This is a genomic window from Lysobacter sp. Soil_C_59 (assembly GCF_057656415.1).
The window spans coordinates 492,779-516,778 of the sequence record NZ_JBDGKK010000003.1 but is presented as its reverse complement, the minus strand read 5'-3'; the positions used below and the strand labels follow the sequence as shown (position 1 = coordinate 516,778).

General features: G+C 66.3%; 25 protein-coding genes and 1 pseudogene. 8 read left to right on the top strand and 18 right to left on the bottom strand.

The annotated features are described in order from the left end of the window. The first annotated feature begins 4 nt into the window (after positions 1 to 4). The gene (gene sugE / locus AC3A3Q_RS09080; RefSeq protein WP_158731508.1) at positions 5 to 322 is read left to right on the top strand and encodes a quaternary ammonium compound efflux SMR transporter SugE; all 318 of its coding nucleotides are present in this window, start codon (positions 5 to 7) and stop codon (positions 320 to 322) included. Between the two features lie 4 nt (positions 323 to 326). Here the strand turns inward: sugE and rnt are convergent, their stop codons facing one another. The 16 genes from rnt to AC3A3Q_RS09000 all read right to left on the bottom strand — a co-directional run bounded on the left by rnt (position 327) and on the right by AC3A3Q_RS09000 (position 14,193). Then, positions 327 to 1,007, bottom strand: coding sequence for a ribonuclease T (gene rnt, locus AC3A3Q_RS09075; RefSeq protein WP_487585926.1), 681 nt, complete (start codon positions 1,005 to 1,007; stop codon positions 327 to 329). A gap of 26 nt (positions 1,008 to 1,033) precedes the next feature. After that, positions 1,034 to 1,675, bottom strand: coding sequence for an HvfX family Cu-binding RiPP maturation protein (locus AC3A3Q_RS09070; RefSeq protein ID WP_487585925.1), 642 nt, complete (start codon positions 1,673 to 1,675; stop codon positions 1,034 to 1,036). Positions 1,676 to 1,734: 59 nt separating this feature from the next. After that, the gene (locus tag AC3A3Q_RS09065; RefSeq protein ID WP_487585924.1) at positions 1,735 to 2,517 is read right to left on the bottom strand and encodes an HvfC family RiPP maturation protein; all 783 of its coding nucleotides are present in this window, start codon (positions 2,515 to 2,517) and stop codon (positions 1,735 to 1,737) included. Beyond that, positions 2,510 to 3,388: an HvfB family MNIO-type RiPP peptide maturase gene (locus tag AC3A3Q_RS09060; protein ID WP_487585923.1), complete on the bottom strand. Its 879-nt coding sequence runs from the start codon at positions 3,386 to 3,388 to the stop codon at positions 2,510 to 2,512. Before AC3A3Q_RS09060 ends, AC3A3Q_RS09065 begins: the two co-directional genes overlap by 8 nt. Before the next feature lie 3 nt (positions 3,389 to 3,391). Continuing rightward, the gene (locus AC3A3Q_RS09055; protein WP_200605815.1) at positions 3,392 to 3,784 is read right to left on the bottom strand and encodes an HvfA family oxazolone/thioamide-modified RiPP metallophore; all 393 of its coding nucleotides are present in this window, start codon (positions 3,782 to 3,784) and stop codon (positions 3,392 to 3,394) included. 110 nt (positions 3,785 to 3,894) lie between these two features. Continuing rightward, positions 3,895 to 4,410, bottom strand: a complete 516-nt coding sequence (locus AC3A3Q_RS09050) for an RNA polymerase sigma factor (protein WP_487585922.1) — start codon at positions 4,408 to 4,410, stop codon at positions 3,895 to 3,897. Positions 4,411 to 4,775: 365 nt separating this feature from the next. Then, a complete protein-coding gene (gene phoU, locus AC3A3Q_RS09045) occupies positions 4,776 to 5,486 on the bottom strand; it encodes a phosphate signaling complex protein PhoU (RefSeq protein WP_200605811.1) in 711 nt (236 codons plus the stop codon). Between the two features lie 22 nt (positions 5,487 to 5,508). Then, positions 5,509 to 6,318, bottom strand: a complete 810-nt coding sequence (gene pstB, locus AC3A3Q_RS09040) for a phosphate ABC transporter ATP-binding protein PstB (RefSeq protein ID WP_487585921.1) — start codon at positions 6,316 to 6,318, stop codon at positions 5,509 to 5,511. A gap of 34 nt (positions 6,319 to 6,352) precedes the next feature. Further along, entirely contained in the window at positions 6,353 to 7,252 is a 900-nt protein-coding gene (gene pstA / locus AC3A3Q_RS09035) for a phosphate ABC transporter permease PstA (protein WP_487585982.1), read from the bottom strand. 5 nt (positions 7,253 to 7,257) lie between these two features. Continuing rightward, positions 7,258 to 8,226: a phosphate ABC transporter permease subunit PstC gene (gene pstC / locus AC3A3Q_RS09030; RefSeq protein WP_200605805.1), complete on the bottom strand. Its 969-nt coding sequence runs from the start codon at positions 8,224 to 8,226 to the stop codon at positions 7,258 to 7,260. A gap of 11 nt (positions 8,227 to 8,237) precedes the next feature. After that, positions 8,238 to 9,326, bottom strand: a complete 1,089-nt coding sequence (gene pstS / locus AC3A3Q_RS09025; RefSeq protein ID WP_487585920.1) for a phosphate ABC transporter substrate-binding protein PstS — start codon at positions 9,324 to 9,326, stop codon at positions 8,238 to 8,240. A gap of 196 nt (positions 9,327 to 9,522) precedes the next feature. Next, positions 9,523 to 10,542 (bottom strand): phosphate ABC transporter substrate-binding protein PstS, encoded by a 1,020-nt coding sequence (gene pstS / locus AC3A3Q_RS09020; RefSeq protein WP_487585919.1) that lies wholly within the window; start codon positions 10,540 to 10,542, stop codon positions 9,523 to 9,525. A 277-nt stretch (positions 10,543 to 10,819) separates the two neighbouring features. Further along, the gene (locus AC3A3Q_RS09015; protein WP_487585918.1) at positions 10,820 to 12,103 is read right to left on the bottom strand and encodes an OprO/OprP family phosphate-selective porin; all 1,284 of its coding nucleotides are present in this window, start codon (positions 12,101 to 12,103) and stop codon (positions 10,820 to 10,822) included. Positions 12,104 to 12,259: 156 nt separating this feature from the next. After that, the gene (gene nth / locus AC3A3Q_RS09010; RefSeq protein WP_487585917.1) at positions 12,260 to 12,973 is read right to left on the bottom strand and encodes an endonuclease III; all 714 of its coding nucleotides are present in this window, start codon (positions 12,971 to 12,973) and stop codon (positions 12,260 to 12,262) included. Between the two features lie 18 nt (positions 12,974 to 12,991). Continuing rightward, a complete protein-coding gene (locus AC3A3Q_RS09005; protein WP_487585916.1) occupies positions 12,992 to 13,351 on the bottom strand; it encodes a hypothetical protein in 360 nt (119 codons plus the stop codon). 59 nt (positions 13,352 to 13,410) lie between these two features. After that, complete coding sequence (locus AC3A3Q_RS09000; RefSeq protein ID WP_487585915.1) at positions 13,411 to 14,193, bottom strand: enoyl-CoA hydratase/isomerase family protein; 783 nt, start codon at positions 14,191 to 14,193, stop codon at positions 13,411 to 13,413. A gap of 236 nt (positions 14,194 to 14,429) precedes the next feature. Here AC3A3Q_RS09000 and AC3A3Q_RS08995 point away from each other — a divergent pair, with 236 nt between their 5' ends. The 4 genes and pseudogenes from AC3A3Q_RS08995 (at position 14,430) to AC3A3Q_RS08980 (ending at position 18,444) form a co-directional block, all read left to right on the top strand. Further along, positions 14,430 to 15,116 (top strand): FKBP-type peptidyl-prolyl cis-trans isomerase N-terminal domain-containing protein, encoded by a 687-nt coding sequence (locus AC3A3Q_RS08995; protein WP_487585914.1) that lies wholly within the window; start codon positions 14,430 to 14,432, stop codon positions 15,114 to 15,116. A gap of 207 nt (positions 15,117 to 15,323) precedes the next feature. Continuing rightward, a pseudogene (locus AC3A3Q_RS08990) lies at positions 15,324 to 16,141 on the top strand (NUDIX hydrolase). Next, positions 16,138 to 17,013, top strand: a complete 876-nt coding sequence (locus tag AC3A3Q_RS08985; protein WP_487585913.1) for a sulfurtransferase — start codon at positions 16,138 to 16,140, stop codon at positions 17,011 to 17,013. Before AC3A3Q_RS08990 ends, AC3A3Q_RS08985 begins: the two are co-directional and overlap by 4 nt. A 141-nt stretch (positions 17,014 to 17,154) precedes the next feature. Then, a complete protein-coding gene (locus tag AC3A3Q_RS08980; RefSeq protein ID WP_487585912.1) occupies positions 17,155 to 18,444 on the top strand; it encodes a substrate-binding domain-containing protein in 1,290 nt (429 codons plus the stop codon). A gap of 47 nt (positions 18,445 to 18,491) precedes the next feature. Here the strand turns inward: AC3A3Q_RS08980 and AC3A3Q_RS08975 are convergent, their stop codons facing one another. After that, a complete protein-coding gene (locus AC3A3Q_RS08975; protein ID WP_487585981.1) occupies positions 18,492 to 19,259 on the bottom strand; it encodes an enoyl-CoA hydratase/isomerase family protein in 768 nt (255 codons plus the stop codon). Positions 19,260 to 19,301: 42 nt separating this feature from the next. Then, positions 19,302 to 20,870 (bottom strand): DUF4139 domain-containing protein, encoded by a 1,569-nt coding sequence (locus tag AC3A3Q_RS08970; protein ID WP_487585911.1) that lies wholly within the window; start codon positions 20,868 to 20,870, stop codon positions 19,302 to 19,304. A gap of 38 nt (positions 20,871 to 20,908) precedes the next feature. On the opposite strand from AC3A3Q_RS08970, the gene AC3A3Q_RS08965 reads away from it, so the two are divergent. The 3 genes from AC3A3Q_RS08965 to AC3A3Q_RS08955 all read left to right on the top strand — a co-directional run bounded on the left by AC3A3Q_RS08965 (position 20,909) and on the right by AC3A3Q_RS08955 (position 23,964). Next, the gene (locus tag AC3A3Q_RS08965; protein ID WP_487585910.1) at positions 20,909 to 21,355 is read left to right on the top strand and encodes a copper chaperone PCu(A)C; all 447 of its coding nucleotides are present in this window, start codon (positions 20,909 to 20,911) and stop codon (positions 21,353 to 21,355) included. Between the two features lie 95 nt (positions 21,356 to 21,450). Beyond that, the gene (locus tag AC3A3Q_RS08960; protein ID WP_200605789.1) at positions 21,451 to 22,353 is read left to right on the top strand and encodes a cation diffusion facilitator family transporter; all 903 of its coding nucleotides are present in this window, start codon (positions 21,451 to 21,453) and stop codon (positions 22,351 to 22,353) included. Between the two features lie 270 nt (positions 22,354 to 22,623). After that, positions 22,624 to 23,964: a DcaP family trimeric outer membrane transporter gene (locus AC3A3Q_RS08955; RefSeq protein WP_487585909.1), complete on the top strand. Its 1,341-nt coding sequence runs from the start codon at positions 22,624 to 22,626 to the stop codon at positions 23,962 to 23,964. Positions 23,965 to 24,000 lie beyond the last annotated feature (36 nt).

The window sequence follows — 24,000 nt, the reverse complement described above, 5'->3', positions numbered from 1 at the left end:
TGTCATGCCCTGGATCATTCTCGTACTCGCCGGCCTGTTCGAAGTGGGCTGGGCGATCGGCCTCAAATACACCGACGGTTTCAGCAAGCTGTGGCCCACCGTCGGCACGGTGGCGGCGATGGCGATCAGCCTGGGCCTGCTCGGGATCGCGATGAAGTCGCTGCCGGTCGGCACCGCTTATGCGATCTGGGTCGGCGTCGGCGCGGTCGGCACCGTGATACTCGGCATCGTGTTGTTCAACGAGCCGGTCAACGCGCTGCGGATGATCAGCGTCGGCCTGATCATCGCCGGACTGGTAGGTTTGAAGCTGGCCTCGCCCTGAGGTTTCAGCTGGATGCAGGCGCCGGTGGTGGCATCACCACCGGCAACGGTTTCGGCCACGCATTGACGATCTTGCAGAACAGCTGCGCGGTGCGCTCGGTGTCGTACACGGCCGAGTGCGCCTCTTCACCGTTCCAGTCGAAGCCGGCGGCCTGCACGGCCCGCGCAAGCACGGTCTGGCCGTAGGCGACGCCGGCGAGCGTCACCGTGTCGAACACGCTGAAAGGGTGGAACGGGTTGCGCTTGTGCCCGCTTCGCGCGACCGCGGCATTGAGGAAGTTGAGGTCGAAGTGGGCGTTGTGGCCGACCAGGATCGCGCGCTGGCAGCCGTGCTTCTTCGCCGCCGCGCGCACCGGCGCGAACACCGTTTCGAGCGCCGCGCGCTCGGGCAGGGCGCCGCGAAACGGGTGGTCGATGTCGATGCCGGTGATCTCCAGCGACTTCGGGTCGATCTCCGTCCCGGCCGCCGGCACGACGTGGCTGCTGGTGATCTCGCCGACCACCAGCAGGCCATTTTCATCAAGATCTATGGGTGCTACCGCGATCTCGAGCAGCGCATGCCGGTTCCAGTCAAAGCCGCCGGTTTCGACGTCCACCACCACCGGCAGGAATCCGCGGAAGCGGCTCGCGAGCGTCGGATGGGCGGGAGCAGCGGGGGTCTTGGGGGAGGAGCCAGCATCGATCATGGGCAAAAGCCTAGCAGACACGCATATCAGCGTAGCCAGCGCCGGGCCAGCAGCGGCACGCCGGCAGCAGCCATCAGCGCCCCCGGCAACGGCAGCAGCATCGCCACCACCGGGCCGCTCACGAGAAGGACCATGCCCCAGCCCTGGGCGTCACCCCGCGGTTGCGGCGACGGCATTGCCAGTCGCGCCACCAGTGCATCGACGCTCAACCGGCCGGCACCGTTGAAGATCTGCGGAACCAGCATCACCAGGAAGATCAGCGGCAGCTTGTAGTTACCGGCGCCGGCGTCGCTGATCGCATAACCCTGGGCCAGTTGCGCCAGGCCCATCCAGTTGCTCGGCCAATGCACGGCGGCGATCGCCACTACGGTGAGCACGAACAGCGAGGCGGCGAAGAACCGCGTGCACAGCCCGATCAGCAGCGCGATGCCGCCGATCAGTTCGAACCAGGTCGCCATCGTCCAGCTCAGGTTGGCCGGGATCCGGTCGAACGGGAAAGGAAACGCCTCCATGATCTGTCCGAACCAGTTCTCGCCGTGCAGCTTCTCGCGACCGGCCTCATAGAACTCCCAGGCCAGGACCAGGCGCAGTCCCAGGGGCGCGACCCAGGCGCCGATGCCTTCGAGGCGGTTGCGCAGAATGGCCAGACCGTTGTTGCTGTCGAACATCGTGGAGCTCCGTGCAGGACGACGCCGGCATTGGCGTCAGTCCTTACAAGAGGCACCGATCAGGCAGAAGGATTCGCGCGACTGACGCCAAGCACGACGCCGCTTTCGCGCATCTGCTCCAGCAACGTGGCGCCCTGTTCCACGAACCCGGCCGAATCGCTGCTGCCAGCTTCGGCAGCCAGGGCCTGCAGCTGTTCGCGCCCACTGAGCTGCGGTGCTTCGCCCAGACGCTGGACGAGGCGGAACGCCAATGGGCTGAGCTCGGAAAACCGCACCGTGCCCTCGTCGTCGCGACGCAGCAGCAGCAGCGTGGGCGTCGCGGGAGGCCGGTCGGGCTGGAAGTCCGGGCCGATGCGGTGCACTGGCCAGGCGTATGCCAGCGGCCAGGCCAGGGGCGACAGTGCCGGCGCACCGTCGAGCAGATCACCGCCGGGGTCGGCGCCGATGTCGTCATCGACTTCGGCGATCTGCAAGGCCAGTTCGACCCATTCGTAATGCGCCAGTTCCTGCAGGAACGGCGGGTCGTTGGCCTGCCCACTCTCGCCGCGGTCCTCCAGGTAGCGCAGGAACTCGCGCGCGATCTCGGGAAACAGTGGCGTATGGCAACGGTAGTCGCGGTAGAAATCGCGCACCAGCGCCTTCCAGGCGCCCTCGCCGAGCAGCTTGACGATGACCGGGAAGTTTCCGGACAACAGCCCTTCGATGTTGTTGAACAGCAGTTCGCGATAGATCGCCAGGCGACGATCCTCGAAGCCTTCGGGTGCCGGGCTGGCTTGCGGGTCGCGCAGGTGCCGGGTCAGCGCGAACTGCTGCGCGCGCAGGCGATCGGGTGCCTCAGCCATGTGCACGCCTGGCGTGCCGCGGCGACACGTCGTCCATCACCTTGCGGATGGTCGCCAGTTCGCCGACCAGTTCGGCATAGGGCGGAAAGTTGAAATCGCGCTCGAGCAGCGTCGGGCGCAGGCCGTGGAGCCGGTACGCCTCGCCGAGCAGCGACCAGACCGCGTCCTTGACCGCGGCACCGTGGGTGTCGACCTTGAGGTCGTCGGCTTCGTCGTAATGGCCGGCGACGTGGATGTAGGCGATGCGTTCGCGCGGCAGCGCGGCCAGGAATGCGCTGGCGTCGTAGCCGTGGTTGATCGAATTGACGTAGATGTTGTTGACGTCGAGGAGCAGGTCGCAATCGGCCTCGACGAGAACGGCATTGATGAAGTCGATCTCGCTCAGCGCCGCCTGGTCGTCGTCGGCCGGGGCGGGAGCGTAGTAGGAGACGTTCTCGACCGCGATGCGGCGGCCGACGATGTCCTGGGTCTGGCGGATGCGCGCGGCCACGTGCTGCACCGCTTCCTCGGTGAAAGGAATCGGCAGCAGGTCGTAGAGGTGGCCGTCATCGCTGCAGTAGCTCAGGTGTTCGCTGTAGAGCGGCACGCGGTGCTGGTCGAGGAAACGGCGGACGCGGTGCAGGAAGGTCTCGTCGAGCGGTGCCACGCCGCCGAGCGACAGCGACAGCCCGTGGCAGACCAGCCGATGGCGGGACGTCAGGTCCTGCAGCGCTTCACCGAACTTGCCGCCCACGCCGATCCAGTTTTCCGGCGCGCATTCGAGGAAGTCGAAGTCGCCTTGCGGCGCCGACTGCAGCGGGCCCAGAAGGGCCCGCCGCAAGCCGAGGCCGGCGGCACCAGTATCAAGCTGGCCGATGCCGTCCGCGGTCATGGCTCAGGCCGAGCCACCGCACTTGCCTTCGCCGCACTTGCCTTCACCGGCCTTCTTCTTGTCCTTGTCGGCGCCGCACTTGCCTTCGCCGGTGGCCTTGGCTTCGTCTGCGCTGATGAAGCCGTCCTTGTTGGTGTCGTGGGCGGCGAACTTGCTGGTATCGCCCTTGTGGGCGGCGCCGAACTCGGCCTTGGAAACCTTGCCGTCCTTGTCGGTGTCCATCTTCTCGACGCCGCAGCTGCCTTCGGCAGCCTTGTTGTCGGACGCGGCTGCGCCGGTGCCAAGCATGTAGCCAGAGGCCAGGTCGCTCATTGCGAACGCCGAGCCCGACAGGGCAAGTCCGCCGACAATGGCGCCGAGGGCGAGGGCGATGGGCTTGTTGGTTTGCTTCGACATGTGTTCTCTCCTGCGGGGTGGTGGCGGAGGATCCGCCTTGGATAACAGTCCGGGTCGAACTCGTCGCTAGCCGGGCTTGCTGATAAGAGGCACCGGTAAGGCAAAACGATTCACTGGCTGAGGTACTCGCGTGCCAGTGCCCGCGCGCGATGCAGTCGTGATTTGACCGCTTCGCTTGTTAGCGTGAGGTGGTCGGCGATTTCAGCAATCGTCAATCCCTCCAGGTCCCGCAGTAGTACCACTTCCCTGTAGTGGGCGGGCAGCGATTCCAGCGCGGCGGCGACATCGTGGCGCCATTCGGCCGGTTCCGGCGTGACCACGGGCATGATCTCGTCGGTGATTTCCTCGCCGCTGAGCCAGCGGCGGCCGCGCTTGAGCCGGTTGCACTCGCGCTTGACGATGCGGAACACCCACGAGGTGAAGCATTCGAGCGTGCGCAGGTCGCAGAGCTTGCGTGAAACCGTTATCAGGCTTTCCTGTACGGCGTCCTCGACGTCGTTCACGACGCAGTGGAATTCGGCGTAGCGGCGCAGGTCCTGGCGCGAACGGCACAGCACCCGCTCCAGTGCGAGGCAATCGCCCATGTGCGCTGCTTGCAGATCGCCATTGGCCATAAGTTGCTTCATGCCGCGGGGTTCTCCTGCCAGAGCTTGGGGCCGGGTAGCGGTCGGCGCATAAGCCATGAGTTGGGGAGAGGGCGGAATGATTCGGCGCGGGACATCAAATCGCGCGGTTATTTAGAGTCCGTTCAGTTCCGCCGCTCGGTCGGGGCGATTGCTCGCCGGCCCCGTATCGGGGGCGAGGGAGCATGGTAGCCAGCGTCCTGGCCGGCGACTTTCCGTTCGAGGACGGGTTCTTCGCGTTCGGGCGGCCGGAGAGTTCACGACCGCGAATCCAACGGTTTGCAAAAACGGCTGTAGGAGCGAGCTTGCTCGCGATGACCGTTGCGGGCCCTGTCGCGAGCAAGCTCGCTCCTACCGGGGTTGGTGGGTCAGACCGCGCCGGTGGTGCTGCTGTCGTCGCGCTTCTCGCGCGGCGGCAGCAGTTCCTCGCCCCTGACCAGGAACCAGACGTTCTCGGCGATGTTGGTGGCGTGGTCGCCGATGCGCTCGATGTTCTTGGCCATGAACAGCAGATGCGTGCAGGCGGTGATGCTGCGCGCGTCTTCCATCATGTAGGTCAGCAGCTCACGGAACAGGGCGGTGTAGGCGATGTCGATCTCGGCATCGCGGGCGCGCACGCGCTGGGCCAGCTCGATGTTGTTGTCGCGGTAGGCGGCCAGTACGTCGCGCAGCTGCTGTACCGCCAGCGTGCCGATCGCGTGCAGGCCGCTGATGTGCGGCAACGGCGGCGACAGGTTCAGTGCGGTGGAGCGCTTGGCGACGTTGGCGGCATAGTCGCCGATGCGCTCGATGTCCGCCGCGATCCGGATCGCCGACAGGATCTCGCGCAGGTCGCGCGCCATCGGGCCGCGAAGCGCGAGCTTCATCACGTCGTGGCTGATTTCCTGCTCCATCGCGTCGATGGCTTCGTCGTTGGCGATGATGCGTTCGGCGGCCTTGTCGTCGCGACGCTGCACGACGTCGAGTGCGGCCTCGAGTTGCGAGGCGGCCATCTCGCCCATGCGCAGGGTTTCATTGAGCAGCCGGCGCTGCTCTTCGTCGTAGCTCTTGACGATGTGATCGTGCATTTGGGTGCTCATGTAGTTGTCCTGATCGAATGCATCAACCGAAGCGACCGGTGATGTAATCCTCGGTCTGCTGCTTGCTCGGGTTGGAGAAGATCGTTTCGGTGTTGCCGTGTTCGATCAGGTCGCCCAGGTACATGAAGGCGGTGAAGTCCGACACGCGCGCGGCCTGCTGCATGTTGTGGGTCACGATCGCGATCGTGTAGTCCTTCTTGAGCTCCTCGACCAGCTGCTCGATGCGGCTGGTGGAGATCGGGTCCAGTGCCGAGGTCGGCTCGTCGAGCAGCAGCACGTCCGGGCGCAGGGCCACGGCGCGGGCGATGCACAGGCGCTGCTGCTGGCCACCCGACAGGCCAAGTGCGCTCTGGCCGAGCTTGTCCTTGACCTCGTCCCACAGCGCGCCCTGGCGCAGGGCGTGCTCGACGCGGTCGTTCATGTCGGCCTTGGACAGCTTCTCGTGGTGGCGGATGCCGTAGGCGACGTTCTCGAAGATCGTCATCGGGAACGGCACCGGCTTCTGGAACACCATGCCGACCTTGCTGCGCAGCCGGTTCATCGGGTAGCGCGGGTCGAGGATGTTGTCGCCGTCGAGCAGCACTTCGCCCCTGGCTTCCAGCTTCGGGTACAACGCGTAGATGCGGTTGAAGATGCGCAGCAGCGTCGACTTGCCGCAGCCCGAAGGCCCGATTAGCGCGGTGACACGCTTTTCCGGAATCTCCAGGTTGATTTCCTTCAGCGCATGGAACTTGTCGTAGTAGAAGTTCAGTCCGCGCGCGGCGAGCTTCACCGGTGCCGCCGCGGCGCTGGCGCGCTCAGGCGTGGCGACCGTAAGGCGGGAGTCGTTCATGGCCGGAGTCCGGGCGATTCGGGAGGGCGTGAGGTCAGTCATGGCTGATCTTGTTTCGAAGCACGATGGCGCGGGCCACCAGGCTGATTAGGAGGACGAACACCGTGAGGACCAGCGCGCCGGCCCACGCCAGCACCTGCCACGACTCGTAAGGACTGCCGGCGAACTGGTTCATCACCACCGGCACGCTCGCCATCGGCTGGAGGACGTTGCTGCTCCAGTACTGGTTGCCGAAGGCGGTGAACAGAAGCGGCGCGGTCTCACCGGAAATGCGTGCCAGTGCCAGCAGCACGCCGGTGACGATGCCGGCCGAGGCGCTGCGGTACAGCACCTGCACGATCACCTTCCACTGCGGCACGCCCAGCGAGAGGGCGGCTTCGCGCATCTGCGCCGGCACCAGCCGCAGCATCTCGTCGGTGGTGCGCACCACCACCGGCAGCACGATGAAGGCCAGCGAGATCGCACCGGCGAGCGCCGAGAAGTTGCCGCCGGACTGCATCACCACCAGCGTGTAGACGAACAGGCCCAGCACGATGGAGGGCGCCGACAGCAGGATGTCGTTGACGAAGCGGACCAAGGTGCCGATCTTGCGCGCGTTGCCGTATTCGGCCAGCCACGTGCCGGCGGCAATGCCGAGCGGCGTGCCGATCAGGATCGCGATCGCGCACATCACCGCGCTGCCGAAGAAGGCATTCATCAGGCCGCCTTCCTGCATCGGCGGCGGCGTGCTCTGGGTGAACAACGCCAGGTTGACGCCGCCGATGCCCTTGGCGACCAGCGTCCACAGGATCCAGCCGAGGAAGAACAGGCCGAACAGGGCGGCCGCGCAGGCCAGCACGATGGAAACGGCGTTGACGATGCGACGCCTGCGGTACAGGCCATCGGCGACGCGGTGGTCGGTGGCCTTCAGGGACTTGGCGGTGGTGGCGGTCATGGCCATTAGTTGCCTTCCTTGCGCGACAGCTGCATCAGCATCAGGCGGGCAATGGCCAGCACGACGAAGGTGACGATGAACAGGACGAAGCCAAGCAGCAGCAGCGCGGAGCGATACGTTTCGGTGGCTTCACCGAAGTCGTTGGCGATCAGCGCGGCGATGGTGGTGCCCGGCTCGAGCAGCGAGGTCGAGAAGTTGACGCTGTTGCCGATGACGAAGGCGACGGCCATGGTCTCGCCGAGTGCGCGGCCCAGGCCGAGGAACACGCCGCCGATCACCGCCGAGCGGGTATACGGCAGGACGATGTCCCAGCTCACTTCCCACCTGGTCGAGCCCAGCGCGTAAGCCGATTCCTTGAGTCGCGTCGGCACGGTCAGGAAGACCTCGCGCATCACCGAAGAGATGAACGGAATGACCATGATCGCCAGCACGATGCCGGCGGTGAGCATGCCGATGCCCAGCGGCGGGCCCTGGAAGAACTGGCCGATAACCGGCCAGGTGCCGAGGTTGTCGTTGAGCCAGGGCGTGACGTACTCGGTCATTACCGGCACCAGCACGAACAGGCCCCACATGCCGTAAATGATCGACGGGATGCCGGCGAGCAGCTCGATGGCGGTGCCGATCGGCCCGCGCGCCCAGCGCGGCGCGACCTCGGTGAGGAAGAAGGCTATGCCGAAGCTGACCGGTACCGCGATCAGCATGGCGATGATGGCGGTGACGATGGTGCCGTAGATCGGCACCAGCGCACCGTACTTGTCCTCGACCGGATTCCATTCGGTGGTGATGAAGAAATCCAGTCCCGACGCGGCCAGCACGTGGCGACCGCCCCACAGCATCGACAGCGCGGCGCCGGCCAGGGCGATCAGCACGAAGACCACCGTGCCGGTCAGGATGTAGCGGAACAGCTTGTCGTTGCGCGCGTCGTGGTGATCGCGCGAACCAGGCACTGCCGCGGGGATGGTGGTGGCGGACATGGGTCAATCCGTCACTTGAACTCAGCGGCCCAGTACGCTTCCACCTGCTGCACCAGCGCCGGCGGCAGCGGCACGTAGTCCAGCGACTGCGCCTGCGCCTGGCCGTTCTCGAAGGCCCACTTGAAGAAGGCGAGCGTGTCGGCGCTGCGCTTGGCGTCCTTGGGCTGCTTGTACATCAGGATGAAGTTGGTCGCGGTGATCGGCCAGGCCTGCGCGCCGCTGGCGTTGGTGATCACCAGGTTGAAGTCCTTGGCGTTGGCCCAGTCGGCGCCCTCGGCTGCTGCCTGGAAGCTGGCGGCATTGGGCTGCACCCAGTTGCCGGCGGCGTTCTGCAGCGAGGTGTAGGTCATCTTGTTCTGCACGGCGTAGGCCAGCTCGACATAGCCGACCGAGCCCTTGATCTGCTGCACGTACGAAGCGACGCCTTCGTTGCCCTTGCCGCCGACGCCACCGGGCCACTTCACCGTGGTGCCCTCGCCAATGCCGCTCTTCCAGGTCGGGCTGACCTTGGACAGGTAGTTGGTGAAGTTGAAGGTGGTGCCCGAACCGTCGGAGCGGTGGACGATGTTGATCTTGGTCGAGGGCAGGGCGAGGCCCGGGTTGACCGCGGCGACCGCCGGGTCGTTCCAGGTGGTGACCTTGCCCTGGAAGATGTTGGCCAGCAGCGTGCCGGTCAGGCGCAGCTTGCCCGGCTCCATGCCTTCGATGTTGACCACCGGCACCACGCCGCCGATGGCGGAGGGGAACTGGCCCAGACCGGCCGCGGCCAGGTCTTCGGTCGTCAGCGGCTTGTCGGAGGAACCGAAGTCGACGGTACCGGCCTTGATCTGGGCGATGCCGCCGCCGGAGCCGATCGACTGGTAATTGACCTTGGCGCCGGTGGCCTTGTTGTAGTCGTCCGACCACTTCGAGATCAGCGGGTAGATGAACGTCGCGCCGGCGCCAGTGATCTGTACGGCGACCTTGTCGCCAGCGGGAGCTGCGGTCGGCGTGCCGGCATCGCCAGCAGGTGCCTGTGCCTCGCCCGACGGCTTGCAGGCGGTCGTGGCCAGGACAATGGCGAAGGCGAGGGCGGCAACGCGGGCCGTCGTCGTGTTCATGCGCAACTCCGTGTGGGGAGGGAGATATGAATCGGGATTCCAAGGCTCTCGCCCCGGGCTGCGCCATTTGATGATCTTTTTGTTACACCCCGATGACATGGAACGGTCACATTTCTGTAGCCAAGCCCGGGACGCCTCCCGGAACGAAAAAGCGGGCCCGAAGGCCCGCTCTTGGGTGTTGCCCGAGCCGGAAGGCTCAGTAGTTCATGTTCGCCGACCAGTACTTCTCGATCTGCTGCACCAGCGCGTCCGGCAGCGGCACATAGTCGAGCGCCTTGGCCTGGGTATCGCCATTGGTGTAGACCCAGCGGAAGAATTCCTTGGCGTTCTTGGCGCCGGCGGCGTTCTTGGGCTGCTTGTACATCAGGATGAAGTTGGTGGCGGTGATCGGCCAGGAGTTCGCGCCCGGGGCATTGGTCATGACCAGGTAGAAGTCCTTGGCATTGGCCCAGTCGGCGCTGGCAGCGGCGGCCTGGAAGGTCTCGTCCGACGGCAGCACGAAGTTGCCGGAGGCGTTCTTCATGCGGGTGTAGGCCATCTTGTTCTGCAGCGCGTAGGACAGCTCGACGTAGCCGATGCCACCGACGATCTGCTTGACGTAGGCGGCCACGCCCTCGTTGCCCTTGCCGCCGATGCCGACCGGCCACTTGACCGCGGTGCCTTCACCCACGCCGCTCTTCCATTCCGGGCTGACCTTGGACAGGAAGTTGACGAAGTTGAAGGTGGTGCCCGAACCGTCCGAACGGTGGACGACGGTGATCTTCTTCGCCGGCAGCTGCACGCCACCGTTGAGGGCGACGATCGCCGGGTCGTTCCACATCTTGACCTTGCCCAGGAAGATGTTGGCGAGCGTATCGCCGTCGAGCTTGAGCGCGCCCGAGGCGACGCCCGGCACGTTGACCACCGGCACCACGCCGCCGATCACCGACGGGAACTGCGCCAGGCCGTGCTGGGCCAGTTCTTCGGGCTTGAGCGGAGCGTCGGACGAACCGAAGTCGACCGTCGCGGCCTTGATCTGGGCGATGCCGCCGCCGGAACCGATCGACTGGTAGTTGACCTTCTTGCCGGCTGCCTTGTTGTAGTCGGCCGACCACTTCGACATCACGGGATACACGAACGACGCACCGGCGCCGGTGACATCGGCGGCCTGAGCGTTGGCTACGAACGCCGTCGCCAGCGCAAGAGCGGCGAGGCGGAACTGGATGGATTTGAACACTGTGGTCTCCTGGAGTGACGACGAGCGGGTTCGACCAGGGGCCTGACCCGTATGGGGCGCATTTGATAACGGTTCGATGACAGTGCCGGGACGGCTATGTGACACCGGAGTGACACGTGAAACAGAGCGCGCAATGCCTTGCAGGCTGCCGGCGTGGATCCCGGCGTACGCCGGGATGACGTTCCCCAAAAAAATGGGCGCGGCTGAGCCGCGCCCGAGGGGGAGGAAAGAGATGCGGGAAGTCGGGGCCCGACAAGGCCAGGCCCCCGATGCAGCCTTACCAGTACAGCTGGACGCGGGCTTCGAGGATGTTCGGGTTGTCGTCGACCTTGCGGTTGACCAGCACGTTGTTGTTGGCCGGGATGTCGGCGTACGGAGCGGCCGGGGTGCGGACGAAGTAGCGCGAGCTGTCGACCATCACGTAGTTCAGCATGAACTTGAAGTTCGAACGCCAGTACCAGTTCACGCCGACGGTCCAGGTGTCCATCTGGCCGCCGAGCACGCCGTCGACCACCGACGCTGCGGTCGGGGTGGCGCCGGCGATGGCGCGGCCGTCATCCAGGTCGATCGTGTCGAAGCGCAGGCCGGCCTGCCACATGCCCGAAGCCGGGCTGTCGGGCAGCGGGGTGGTCGGCACGCCGTCCTTGTAGCCCCAGGTCTCGCCGGTGATGTTCCACAGGCCGCTGACGTACCAGCTGTTGGCGTCGTAGTCCTTCGACTGGCGCGGGTTGCCGTTGTTGTAACGGTCGACCGTCGACTGCATGTACTCGCCCTGCAGCTTGAACGGACCGGTGACCCACATCGCCTCGGCACCGAGGGTCGACTGGCGGTCGGCATTGGTCATGTTGCCGGTGTCGACGATGCGCTGGCCGGCCAGGTCGGCGTCCGGACGGGCGCGGATGCGGACCGTGTCGGTGAAGGTGTCGTAGTCGATGTACGACAGGCCGAAGTGCAGGATGTTGCCCTTCTCGTTGATCGGCGCCCAGTTGCCGCGGAAGCCGAAGCCCGGGCCGTGCGGCGTCGGAGCCGGATGCTCGGTCAGCTCGCGGGTGAAGTAGCTGGCGGTGATGCCCCAGTCGTTGGTGCCGTAGTGGTAGGCGGCGCCGAGGCGACGGGCGATGCCGAAGGTGTTGGTGACCAGCGACTTGGAGATGAAGTCGTTGTTCTTGGTCGACGACAGTTCTTCAAGGCTGTTGGGCTGCTTGAACTGACCGGCCTGGAACCAGTGGTTGGCGTCGCCGCCGAGCTTGTACTTGGCGTTGACGTCCAGCCACTTGTCGGCCTTGGCGTCGTAACCGACGACCCAGTCGATGTTGCCCGGGCCCTTGCCCTTCAGCACCAGCTCGGCGCGACGCAGTTCGTTGTCGCTGTCCTTGCCGTCCGGGGCGTCGCCGTTGAGGTTGGCGAAGTCGTTGTCGAAATAGTTGTAGTCGGCCTGGACCAGGCCTTCGAACGAGATCTCGGAACCACCGATGACGTCGAATGCGATTTCGGCGTGGGCGGCAGGAGCGGCTAGAACGGCGAGCAGCGCGACGGAAAGGGTGCTGCGAGACAGTTTCATGGACGTAGCCCTTGGGGCGTTGGAAGACGCTGCGCAGGCTAGGGTGTGAAAGTTGCGTAAATATGACAGCCCTGACTTATTTCGTCGGGATGACGCTGGCATTACCGCCGCCAGCCGGCAGCCATGGCAGCGATCAGCCCTGGATCGGCCTGGCCGTCATTCCGACAGACGGTCGGGTTCGCCGGCTGTCTTTTCTTTGAAACGACACAGATCGCGCAGCACGCAGTGCGGGCAATCGGGCTTGCGCGCCTTGCAGACGTAGCGACCGTGGAGGATCAGCCAGTGGTGGGCGTCGTGCAGGTACTGCGGAGGTATCACCTTGAGCAGGCCGTCCTCGACCGCGCGCACGGTCTTGCCCGGCGCCAGGCCGGTGCGGTTGGCGACGCGGAAGATGTGGGTGTCCACGGCCATCGTCGGTTCGCCGAAGGCGGTGTTCATCACCACGTTGGCGGTCTTGCGGCCGACCCCGGGCAGGGCTTCGAGGGCGGCGCGGTCGCGCGGGACTTCGCCGCCGTGGTGCTCCAGCAACTGCCGGGCCATGGCCACCACGTTGGCGGCCTTTGTGTTGAACAGGCCGATGGTGGCGATGTACGGCTTGAGACCCTCGACCCCGAGGGCGCCGATGGCCTGCGGGGTGTTCGCCACCGGGAACAGCTTGCGCGTGGCCTTGTTGACGCCGACATCGGTCGCCTGCGCCGACAGTGTCACGGCCACCAGCAGCTCGTAGGGCGTGGTGTATTCCAGTTCGGTCTTCGGGCTGGGATTGAGCACCTTGAGGCGGGCGAACATCGTTTCGATTTCCGCGGCACTGAGGCGGCTGCTGCGACGGGCTCGCGTCGGAGCAGCTTTTTTCGCTTTGGCGGCTGGCATGCGGCGGATGGTGTCCGATCAGGGCTTGTGGCGCGCGGCGGCCTTGGCGCGTGCGCGCGCCAGTGCGGCGGCGGCGGCCGAGGGGAGGGCGGTTGCAACGGGTGCCGGTGCATCGGTGGCGACACTTGCAGCGACGGGCATCGCCGCGGCGCGATGTTCGGCGCGCTCGCGTGCGCGTCGCTCAAGGCGTGCGTTGCGCGTGCGGTAGCGATCGCGTGCGGCCAGTGCCTGCATGCGTTCCGTGCGCGCCGCTTGCAGGCGCGCGCGGCAATCGTCGCTGCAACTGGTACACGACGGTGCCGCATCGCCCGCAACCAGGCCAAGCGTGATCGCGCGATCGAGATCATCCTGGGCGAGCGCCGCGGCAATCGCGTGCACCGCTGCGCCTGCGCCCTCGCGGCAACCGCAAACGCAGGCGTGGTTGCTGCCGGTTGCCATCACTGACCGCTGAAGCTCGGCTTGCGCCGCTCCAGGAAAGCGGCAGTGCCTTCGCGCATGTCGTCGGTGGAGAACATCAGGCCGAACTGCGCGGTCTCGTACTCGAGGCCTTCCTCGATGCCGCATTCGCCGCCGACGTTGACGCAGTCAAGCACGCCACGCAGCGCCAGCGGCGCGGATGCGGCAAGCTGGTCGGCGAGCTTCATCGTCTCCGTTTCCAGCTCGGCAGCAGCGACCACGCGATTGACGATGCCCAGTTCGCGCGCACGCGCGGCATCGATCGGCGCGCCGGCGAGGCAAAGCTCCAGCGTCGCGGCGCGACCGGCCAGGCGCAGCAGGCGCTGCGTGCCGCCGAATCCCGGGATCAGCCCGAGGTTGACCTCCGGCTGGCCCACCTTGGCATTGTCTGCGGCGATGCGCAGGTGGCAGGACATGGCCAGCTCCAGACCCCCGCCCAGGGCGAAGCCGTTGATCATGCCGATCACCGGCTTGGGCATCTTTTCGATGCGGCGCATCAGCTTTTGCCCGCGCAGGGAGAAGTCGCGACCCTGCACCGGCGTCAGGGTGTTCATCTGGGAGATATCGGCGCCGGCCACGAAAGCCTTGGATCCGGCCCCGGTCAGGACCACGCAGCGGACCTCCGGCGCGGCCTCGGCGGCCTCGAAGGCGGCCAGCAGGGCATCCAGGGTCTGTGCGTTGAGCGCATTCAGCTTGTCGGGGCGGTTCACGGTAATCAGGCGCACGGCGCCGCGATCGGCAGTCAGGACGGGCGTTTCAGACATGTCGGAGGGTCACTGGGAAAGTTTCTGGGGTCGGTTCGGGGCCGTCGAATACTTCTGCGGAACTCCCGGCCAGGAGCGCTGTCAGAGCAGGACGGCCTCAGTGGCGATTAAGCCTTGGCGCCGTTATCCTAGCGCGTCCATCCGGGCCGATTCGACCGGTGCGGGCTTCACACATCAGGCTTTACACAGACGGTGCGGCCAACCCGCCCCTCGATCCACCACGGAGATTCCACCGAATGAAGTTGCGTTTGATTGCTGCCGCCGTTGCGGCCCTGGCACTGACCGCCGGCAACGCCGTCGCGCAGGACACTTCGACCGAGAAAGGCAAGCTCAGCTATGCCCTCGGCTATGACCTTGGTCGCAACTCCGTGGAGAGCGGCGAGCAGGTTGATGTGAACACCATCATCAAGGGCCTGCAGGACGGCTACGGCAAGAAGCAGCCGGCCGTCCCGGTCGACCAGCTGCGCACCGCCGTGCAGAACATGCAGCAGCGCCAGCAGGCCAAGGCCAAGGCCGAGTGGGACAAGGCCGCCGCCACCAACAAGACCAAGAGCGACGGCTTCATCGCCGCCAACAAGGCCAAGGCCGGCGTGAAGTCGCTTCCGAGCGGCGTGCAGTACCGCGTCATCGAGACCGGTACCGGCGCCAAGCCGACCCAGGCCAACACGGTGCAGCTGGAAGTCGCAGGTCCCTACGCATGGGGCGAGCGTCCGCAGCAGCCGCGTCCGGCGCAGGCGATCCCGGCGATCAAGGTCAGCGAGATCGAGATGGCGGCAATGCGCGAAGCACTGCTGCAGATGCCGGCCGGTTCGAAGTGGGAAGTCACCCTGCCGCCGGACAAGGCGTACGGCGCCGACCCGCGCACCCCGTTCCCGCCGAACGTCGCCGTCCAGTTCGAAGTGAAGCTGGTCAGCGTGAAGTGACGAATTGGCCCGCGACCGCATAGCGGCCACGGCTCTGCCAATTCGTCATCCCGGCGAAAGCCGGGATCCATCTGGATCCTGACGATCCGGATCGTGACGACAGCAACACCCATTGAGCCGGCCTCGTGCCGGCTCAATGTCTTTATGGGTCCCGACAACCATCCAACGGTTGAAACCCGCGCACTCCCGCCTTACGGTTGTCAGCTGATGAATACTCTTTTCCGCGCCGTGCTCAGTCCGTGCATCGGCGTCTGCGCACTCGACGATGAAGGCCTGTGCAGCGGCTGCCATCGCACCAGTGCCGAGATCGCGCGCTGGCCGCAAATGAACGATGACGAGCGCTTGCGCATGATGGAAACCACCTTGCCCGAACGGGAGCACAGACGAGGGTGAAGCCGCTGCCCGCCGGACCGGTTCTGCCTGACTGTCCCGGCCTGATGGCCGCGCTGCACCCGTTGCCGTCGCCACCGCAAGGGCCCGGCTGGAATCTCGCCGAGCTGCACGACCTGGTTCCGGACGGAACGGTGTCTGTTGCGGCGGCGGTACTGGTCGGACTGATCCCCCGCAGCGGCGGTACGCAGGTGCTGCTCACACGTCGCACCGATGCCCTGCGCCAGCATGCCGGGCAGGTCAGCTTTCCCGGTGGCCGCGTCGAACTCGACGACGCCGATGCCGTCGCCACCGCCTTGCGCGAGACCTGCGAGGAGATCGGCCTGGCGCCGGCGCAGATCGCGCCGCTGGGTTACCTCGATCCGCTGGCCACCATCACCGGCTACCGCGTGCAGCCGGTCGTGGCGCTGCTCGACGACGACTACGTCGCCCGTCCCGATCCGAACGAAGTCGCCGACGTGTTCGAGGTGCCGCTGTCGTTCCTGCTCGATCCGGCCAACCTGGCCACGCATACGCTCGACTTCCGCGGTCGCCCGCGCGAAGTGCTGGAGTACCGCTATCCCGCGCAACGCATCTGGGGCGCGACCGCGTCGATGCTGTTCAACCTGCGGCAACGACTGGAGGCCATCGCATGAGCACGACGCAATCCTGGGGCACGTTGATTTCCGCCGCGGAGCTGGCGTCCGCGCTTGGACGCAGTGACCTGGTCGTGATCGATGCTCGCTCCAGGCTGGGCGATCCCGCTACCGCCGAAGCGGCGTACCGCGAGGCACACATTCCTGGCGCGCGCTATGCGCATCTCGAACGCGACCTTTCCGCGCCGCCGGGCACTGCGCCGGCCATGCAGATCGATGCCGGCCGTCACCCCTGGCCGCAACTCGATGACTTCCTCGCCGCACTCGGTCGCTGGGGCATCACGCCGCAGACCCAGGTCGTGGCCTACGACGCCGGTGACGGTGCGCTTGCGGCTGCACGCATGTGGTTCCTGTTGCGGATGCTTGGCCACGAGCGTGTTGCCGTGCTCGACGGTGGCTGGGAGCAATGGCAGGCGCAAGGGTTGCCCGTCGACTCCGACGTGCCGCAGCCGACGCCGACTCATTACGCCGGCACGTTCGATGAGTCCCGCCTGCTCGATGCCGGCGCAGTGCAGGCGCACCTCGACGAAGGCGGACTGTTGATCGATGCGAGGGCGCATGAGCGCTTCCGCGGCGACATCGAACCGATCGACCGCGTCGCCGGCCACGTGCCCGGCGCACGCAACCGGCCTTACGCACTGAGCATGCGCGATGGTCGCTTCCGATCGTCCGATGAGCTGGCCGGCGAACTGTCGGCCATTCTTGCCGGTCGCCCGGCCAGCGACGTCGCGGTGATGTGCGGCTCGGGAGTCACTGCCTGCCACCTGCTGCTGGCAATGGAGCACGCGGGCCTGAAGGGCGCGAAGTTGTTCAAGGGATCATGGAGTGGATGGATCGGCGATCCGAGCCGTCCGATTGAGACAGGCGAGTAGCCAGCTGTAACAAGAATTCGCACGCGGTAACAAGAACGTCATCGAAGCTCCCGATGCTTGCGTGTTTTCGCATTGGGGGCGTGCGCGATGTCACGTATCGCACGGATTGTGTGGGGTTTGCTGCTTCTTGGAACATGCGCGATGGCGCAGGCGCAGGTGGATGCCGAGCGGGTGCGCATCCACGGTTCGCAGACGCTGGGCGCACGGCTGGTGCCGACAGTGGCCGAAGCGTGGTTGCGCGACATCGGCTATCAGGACATCCGCCGTGTGCAGGCGGCGCCGGCGACGACCGAGATCCACGCCGTTCGCGACGGCCAGCCGCTGATCGTCGAGATCGCAGGCAGCAACACGGCGCAGGGGTTCGCCGACCTGGTCGCCGGTGAGGCGCAGATCGCGATGATGACGCGGCGGCCGACCACCGCCGAACTCGATGAGGGCTGGCAGCTCGGCGACCTGGCCTCGCACGACCAGGAGTTCGTGCTGGCGCTCGACGGGGTCGCGGTCGTGGTCCATCGCGACAATCCGGTCAGGCGGCTGGACATCGCACAGATGCGTCGGCTGTTCTCCGGACAGATCCGCGACTGGCGCGAGGTCGGTGGTCGACCGGGCCCGGTGCGCCTGCAGATGGTGACGGGTGCGAACTCCGCGCGCGACCTCGTCGATGAGCAGGTGATGGCGGGCAGCGCCTATGGCATGAGTCGCGAGCACCCCGACGGACCGGCGCTGCTGGACGCCGTTGCGGCCGACCCGCAGGCAATCGGCTTCATCACGCTGCGCCAGCGCTGGGGCGCGGGCGTCAAGCCGTTGGCGATCGCTGAAGGCGGCCGTGCCGTCGCACCCACGCGCTTGAACGTGCTCAGCGAGGACTATCCGCTGATGCGCCGTCTGTACATCTACGGCAGTCAGATGATGGGCGCACTGGCCCGCAGCTTCGCGCTGTATGCGATGGGCCAGCACGGCCAGGACGCAGTCGCCTCGGCAGGTCACCTGGGCGTGACTTTGCGGCCGGGCTACAAGCCGCCGTCGCTGTTCGGTCCCGCCGAGTACAAGGCGCTGATCGGCAATGCCATGCGTCTTCCGCTCAGCCTGCGCTTCAACTTCACCGGCAACAACGACAGCGGCGTGGCCAGCAGCGTGTACGACAGCCGCTCGGTGCGCGACATCGAGCGCCTGGCTGCCTTCATGAAAATGCCGGTGAACCAGGGGCGGCAGTTGCTGGTGGTTGGCTTCGCCGATGTCGGCACCAGCTCGTCGGTGGCAGCCACGATGATGATGAGCAACGACCGTGCCGACCTGGTCGCGCACGAGTTGATGGCGCTGGGACTGCCGGTGCTGCATGCACGTGGCATGGGCGCACAGGTGCCGTTGAAGGCACCGGCGGATGCCCGCGCGCGCCTGCGCAACGAGCGTGTCGAGATCTGGCTGCTGTAACTGTTCCGAGGTGAGGGTGGCGGCGCTGGGCCGCCACCTTCGCCGGATTACTTGCCCAGGCGCGCCACCAGCGCCTGCAGCGCTGCCTGCGTGGCCGGGTCGCTCCAGGCATCGATGAAGCGCGGCAGCTGGATCTGGTCCGGATGCAACGCGGCGACCACGTCGGCGCGGGCGATGGCGCGGGTCTGGCGCATCACCGGCTGCGGCAGCGCCAACAGCGATGCGAGCCACTCGCGCGAACGCGTAACCACCTCATCGATGTCGACCAGTTCGTCGACAAGGCCGAGGCGATGGGCTCGATCGGCGGCGACCATCTCACCGGCCACGACCAGGCGCTCGGCCTGGTAGATGCCGACCACGCGCTGCATCAGGCGAAGGATGCCGACCGGCACGACCAGTCCGACCTGGGTTTCGTTGAGGCCGATGCGGAACGGCTTGGCCGGGTCTTCGCTGCGCGCCATCACGCGGTAGTCGCAGCACAGTGCCAGCACGCAGCCACCGGCGGGGGCGTGGCCGCCGATCGCGGCCACCACAGGCACCGGGCACTCGGCCAGGGTGCGTGCGGCGAAGAAGAACGACTCCCAGGCCGACATCAGCGCATCGCGGTCGTTGCCGAGCGAGACCAGGTAGGGCACGTCGAGGCCGGCCGAGAACACCTTCGGGCTGCCGCTGAGGATCAGGCCCTGCGCACCGTCGGCGACAGCCTTGCCGATCGCGGCGGTGAGCTGATTGCACAGCTCCGGGTTGAGCGCGTTGACCGGCGCGCGCGCCAGCTGGATCTCCACGATGCCGTCGGCGGAATGGGTCTGGATCATGCTCATGGCGTGGGGCTCATTGAATAGTGATGATGCAAGGTCTCATGGGGTGACGTCCTTGCTCCAGCGGTAGCGCACGGTGTAGGTGAGCGTGGTTTCGCCCTCGGCCGCGACCGGGACTTCGAATTCCGCGTGCTGGGCGTCTTTCTTCTTGCCAGGCACGCTGCTGGCTACCAGCTCCCAGTCGCTCCAGCGCGGCAGCGGCTCGATCACGCGAATGGTAGCCGCGGTCTTCTTGCCGTTGGTCAAGGTCAGTTCAATCGTCTCGGTGATGGTGCGGCCGGCGCGATCGAGGCGGAAGTCCCTGGGCTCGCGCTTTGCACGCAGGTCGAAGGCTTTGCCGAGCTGGAGGCGGATTTCTTCGCCGGTGGCCGTATGCGGAAGCATGGATTCGCCGAGGAAGTCGTCATCGACGAAGGCACGCACGCGGCCTGCCGGCAGCGGTTGGCCGAGACTGGCCTCCCTGGAGTTCTTGATGGAGACCGTCGTGGTCACAGGCAGCACGCCGGTCGCGCCACGGAACGAAGGTTCGATCACCGGTTGCGGTGGTACCCAGCCGCCGCCGTCTGCCTCGACCACATAGGCACGCTCGCACGCGATCGACGGCCGGGGCGCGAACAGCGGCACGCGCTCGTTGCTGCCATGGGCCAGACGCACCCGGCCGGGAAGATCATAGGCGTGGTATTCGCCGGACTCGCGCGAGGTCGGTTCCGGCGGTGGCGCCGGTGCCGCTGCCGACATCTCCATGCGGTCCATCGTCACCCGACTACCTGTGACCTGTATCCGCTCAACATTCGGTTCGCCGGCGACCAGGCTCACTGCGGCGCCATCGAACGTCACTCCGGAGCGATTGGCGATCAGCGCCGCACCATCGAGTGCGAGCTGGCAGCCGTCGCCCTTGGCAAGCCTTGCCAGGTACTCCGCGCGCCAGGCCATGCCGCCCATCGGATAGCTCAGCTGGAAATCGGCGTCACCGGCCGTGGGCGCGGCCACCGTCCATTGCAGCGCGGCGTGGCGCGGCAGGCGTGTTTCCCCGTCGACGAGGCTGAAGCTGTCGTAGTTGCGGATCACCTTGATGCCGCCGTCATCCAGCGCGAGCGTCAGGCCGTCGCCGGCAGACAGCAGCGTTCCGCTGTCGGTCTGCCTGGAACCGCCGGCGGTGTGCTCGACGGTGACCTTGTTGCCAATGGCCTGCGCGAGCACGTCTTCGGTACCCGACAGTGCAGCGACATAACGCTGGCCGACGATGCCGATGCCATCCGTCAGTGGTCGCAGCGACGCGGCCTCCACGTCCATCGACGGCGGAACGTCGTCGGCGGTTATCGCGTTCTCGCCTTGCTTGAGCGTGCGCTGCAGCTTGCGGTCGACCAGTGCGTACCCGGGCATGCCGGCCTGCGGGACACCGCTGTTGGCCAGCTGGTCGTAGCCGCCGCTGTAGACCGTCAGCCGGGTCGTCGTGGCATCGCCACCCTCGGCGCCTTGCCGGGTGGTCGCCGGTGCCGGGGCGGAGGCGCTGCCGCTGGCCGGTGGTGCCTTGGACCCCGAGCAGGCGGCGAGGGAGCAGGCGGCCACCAAGCAAGCCGGGGCAAGCAGCGAGAGCGGATGCTTCATCGGCGACTCCTTCAGCATGTGGGAAGTATCATAGGCCCATGAACGCATCACGCTTCCGCCTGGGGTTACTGGCCCTGCTCGCCGCCTTGTCTTCCTCGTCTGCGCTTGCAGCTGAGTGCACGCCGGTCGTGCGCGATGGCTGGGTGCGCATGCCGCCGATGGCGATGCCGATGATGGCCGGCTTCGGTCGCATCGAGAATCCGTGCGCCAGGCCGATGACAATAGTCGCCGTCAGCAGCGTCGCCTTCGGCGATGTGTCGCTGCACGAGACCCGGGTCGTCGACGGTGTCAGTCGCATGCGTGCGCTGCCGGAGTTGCGCATCGGCGCGGGCGAGTCCGCCGTGCTCAAGCCCGGTGGCATGCACCTGATGCTGATGCAGCCGGGCGCGACGCTGAAGCCTGGCAGCAAGGTCGCGGTCGAGTTCGCCCTGAAGGACGGCGGCAAGCTGCTCGGCGAGTTCGTGGTCCGCTCCGCGGGCGAATAGCGGGACATCGGCGGCACCGACACTGGCGTCACGGCCGGGTGCAACACAATCCGGGCACATGCCACGATCCGACTCCGCACCACCACGGAGATTCGATGGACACCCGCCCCGAGCAGCGCCTCCTCAAGCTTTCCATCGCGATCACCATTGTCGTCGGCGTCGTCGGCATCGCCAGCGGGCTGCTGGTCAATTCCGACGCGATCATCTTCGATGGCATGTACAGCCTGGTCGACGTCGTGCTGACGGTGGCATCGCTGAGCGTGTCGCGGCTGGTGGCCTTCGAGGGCAGTCGTCGCTTCCAGTTTGGTTACTGGCACCTGGAGCCGATGGTCGAGGCGTTTGGTGGTGCCACGCTGGCGTTGTCGTGTCTGTATGCGGCGTTCACCGCGATCATCGGCCTGACCTCCGGTGGCAACGAGGTGTCGTACGGCCTGGGCGCGATCTGGGCGGGCGTGCTGTGCATCGTCGGCATGGGCATGTCGGCTTACATGCGCGGCCACGCGCGTCGGCTCGGGTCGAATTTGCTGGCGCTTGATGCGCGCGCCTGGCTTGTCAGCGGCTCACTCAGCCTGGCCCTGTTGCTGGGGTTCGGCGTCGCCGTGTCGATGAAGCGCAGTGGCCATGAAGCGTGGGTGCCCTACATCGACCCGGCGATCCTGCTTTGCATCGCGCTGGCGATGCTGGCCGTGCCGATGCGATCGACCTGGCGCGCGATCCGTGAAGTCCTGCAAGTCGCGCCGGGGGACCTCGATCGCGAGGTCAAGCAGGTCATGGACGCGGTCGTCGCCGAGCACGGGTTCCTGGAGTACTCCAGCCACGTGGCGAAGGTGGGGCGGGGCAGGTTCGTGGAGATCCTGATCCTGGTGCCAGCCGACCACCAGATCGGGCCGATTGCGCGCGTCGACGCGATCCGCCGGGACATCGCCGCGCGCCTCGGCGCCGACCGGCCGCAGTTCTGGCTGACCATCGAGTTCACCGGCGACAGATCCTGGATGTGAGTCGCCCGGATGTGAATTGTCGTCAAATGTGAAATCAGCGTGCAGGGCAGCTTGCCGGAGCATCACGGTCGCTTCACGTTAGGCCGCATTAACGTTGGTGCTCGCGCTGCCAACCAGGCGACCCACAGTGGGAGGGAAAGGATCATGCGACATGATTTCGCAGCTTCCTCGCTGGCCGTAGCAGTCGCAGCCTGTGCTGCATTTTCCTCGCTGCCTGCGCAAGCCCAGTCAACCGCCTCGGCCGAGCAACTGAAGGCCGAACTTTCCCAAATGCGTCAGCAGCTGCAACAGCAGCAGCAGATGATGCAGAGGATGCAGCAGCGCCTGGACGAACTGGAATCGAAGGAGGCGGCGCAGGCCAGTGCAGCGCCGCCGCCGGCACCGACTCCGGCCGCTCCATCGGCACCGCTGGTCGCCTCGGCAACCGGGCCAACGCCTGAAGAGACGCGCATCCATCGGCCGCCGTCGGCATTGCCGGCAACGGCAGAGCCGCTGCCCGAGGGCTATGTCCAGCTCGGCGACACCGGCAACCTGATCAAGATCGACGTCGTCGCTCAGTTCGACATGATGTTCGACAACAAGTTCATGGGCGCCAAGGACCTGTTCGTGCCTTCGTCGATCCCGGTGCAGGGACAGCCGTTCCACGATTCGGACTCGCGCAGCAACCTGAGCGCCAAGCAGAGTGTGTTCCGCCTCGACTTCCGTCGCCAGACCGACTACGGCCTGCTGAAGGTGGTCTACAAGAACAACTTCTTCGGCAGTGGCAGCGGCGACATGCCGTACAACATGCAGTACCTGTACGGCGAACTGGAAGCGAAGGACTACTCGCTGATCGCCGGCTACTACCTGTCCGCGTTCACCGACATCGACGCCTTCCCGAACACCCTTGATTACGAGGGGCCGAACTCCTTCACCTTCAAGTACACGCCGCAGGTGCGCTATTCGCCGATCGTGTACCGCGCGGGCGAAGGCAAGCTGACCGTGCCGATGTCGATTGAGAAGCCGAACGCCGACATCGCCCAGATCGGTGATTTCGAAACCTATTCGCGCATTCCCGACCTGACCCTCGGCCTGCGCTGGGAAACCCCGGACTGGCACATCCAGTGGGCCAACCTGTTCCGCGACCTGGGCGTGCAGAGCGCGATCGGCGACGAGCAGCGCAACACCGATGCCTACGCCACCCAACTCAGCTTTGCCGCCGGCCTGTTCGACAACGACAGCGTCCAGGCCTGGGCCAGCTACGGCTCCGGCTACGCCAACTTCCTGCAGGACATCTCCGGGTTCGGGCTGGATGCCGCATTCAACGCCAATACCGACCTGAAGGCCATCGATGCCGGTGGCTGGGGCCTGGGTTACACCCATGGCTGGTCCGACAACGTCAGTTCGAGCGCGTCCTACGGCTACCTGCGGATCGATCCGGACGAGGACATGCTGATCGATCCGAGCCTGCCCAAGAGCACCCGGTTCGCATCGCTCAACCTGGCCTGGCAGTTCTCCGAACGGGCCATGCTCGGTGCCGAATACCTGTGGGGCAAGAACACCGACCTCAACGACAACGACGGCGAAGCACAACGCGTGCAGGTAACGCTCCGCTACGACCTCAACCCCTGATGAGGGGCGCGCACACCTGACCTGACGGCGCGACAA